Raw genomic sequence first — 801 nt, 5'->3', positions numbered from 1 at the left:
TCCAGGTGGTTGGTCGGCTCGTCCAAGAGCAGCAGATCAGGATCGCAGGCCAGCGCCCGGGCCAGTGCCACCTTGCGCAGCCAGCCGCCGGAGAGGCTGTCGAGAGTCACATCCGGATTGAGCCCAAGCAGGGTGAGCACCTGATTGATACGGGTCTCGTACTGCCAGCCATTCTGGTAGTCGAGCTGCTCCTGCAGCTGGCTCATCTTGCGGATGTTGGTATCGGAGGGATCGCTCGCCAGCGCCATGGAGACATGGTGATACTGCTTGAGCAGCTCCCCCACCCCGGCCAGCCCTTCGGCGGCATAGTCGAAAACGGTCAGTTCGCTGGAGGCGGGCGGATCCTGCTCGAGACGGGTCACTTTCAAGTCTTGCTGCAACACCAGACGACCGTCATCGAGCGGCAGTTCGCCGGCAATGACCTTCATCAGGGTGGATTTGCCCGCCCCGTTGCGGCCCACCAGACAGAGGCGCTCGCCCCGCTCTATGGTCAGTTCGGCCTTGTCGAGCAATGGAAAATCACTGAACGACAGACAGCCGCCGTGCAATGTCAAAAGAGCCATGTTCGTTCCTTATTTCATATGAAAAAACGGGCGGCAGACTGGGCCTGCCCCCGTTTTATCGTCACATCAAACTCACCCCTGACGCGCGAGCCAGCCCTGCAACTCTACCAGGGTGAAGGGCCAACCCAACTCGCGGCCAGTCTCATCGCGCAGGACCGGAATGCGCACCCGATAGGCATCGAGCCAGGTTGCATCATCCATGATGTCGCACTGGCGGGTCTGGGCGGCGATACCCGCC

General features: G+C 61.3%; 2 protein-coding genes. Both read right to left on the bottom strand.

Translation table 11 applies throughout. The features are described from left to right. Nucleotides 1-563: ATP-binding cassette domain-containing protein (locus BN1123_RS07640; RefSeq protein ID WP_042026211.1), on the bottom strand; the 563-nt coding region annotated here is incomplete at its 3' end. Nucleotides 564-635: 72 nt separating this feature from the next. Further along, on the bottom strand, nt 636-801 hold a 166-nt coding region (locus BN1123_RS07635), incomplete at its 5' end, for a glutaredoxin (RefSeq protein WP_042026209.1).

The sequence above is a fragment of the Aeromonas enteropelogenes genome, from assembly GCF_000819845.1.
In the GTDB taxonomy this organism is placed as follows: domain Bacteria; phylum Pseudomonadota; class Gammaproteobacteria; order Enterobacterales; family Aeromonadaceae; genus Aeromonas; species Aeromonas enteropelogenes.
Note: the sequence above shows the minus strand (reverse complement) of the source record. Positions and strands in the feature narration are given on the sequence as shown.